We start from the raw sequence: 549 nt of genomic DNA on the forward strand, positions 1-549 counted from the left end.
CAAAGAAGCGCATCTTCAGGCCGTCCAGGTCTTCGGGGCTGTTGATCTCGGTTGCGAACCAGCCCGAGGTTTCCGGGGCAATGATTGCGCAGGGCATGACGTGTACATTGTAGCCCGCCTGGTCGTACATTTCCTGATACAACGCGCGACCGTTTCCGTAATACATCCAGGCCATGTATTCGCCGGCTTCGGGGCCAAACGGAACGGCCGAGAACAGCGGTGCGGCGGGGATTTTACCGGCCCAGTAACCGGCGGTGGTGTAACCTGAGTTGATCTTGCCGGTCGACACCGCATCCAGAATTTCAAATGGCGGAACCAGCTTGCCCGGCTCATAGACCTTCATCTTCAGCGTGCCGCCCGACATCAGCTGCAGCTGCTCGGCTACGCGCGGAATTGGCGAGCCCAGACCCGGCAGTTCGGTCGAGAAGGCGATAGGTGTTTTCAGCAGCAACTTGTCGGCGGCGAGTGCAGGTGCGGCGATCAAGCTGGCAGCGACTGCAAGGCTGGTCAGGGTCTTTTTCATAAATTCTCCTCCGGGATGTTTCGGAC

Annotated in this window: 1 pseudogene; it reads right to left on the bottom strand. The window is 59.0% G+C overall.

Features of this window, described 5'->3' with window-relative positions:
• A pseudogene (locus ACR0DO_RS19575) lies at nt 1-523 on the bottom strand (C4-dicarboxylate ABC transporter); the annotation flags it as partial.
• Between the last annotated feature and the right edge of the window lie 26 nt (nt 524-549).

The sequence above is a fragment of the Ruegeria sp. AM9 genome, assembly GCF_056540565.1.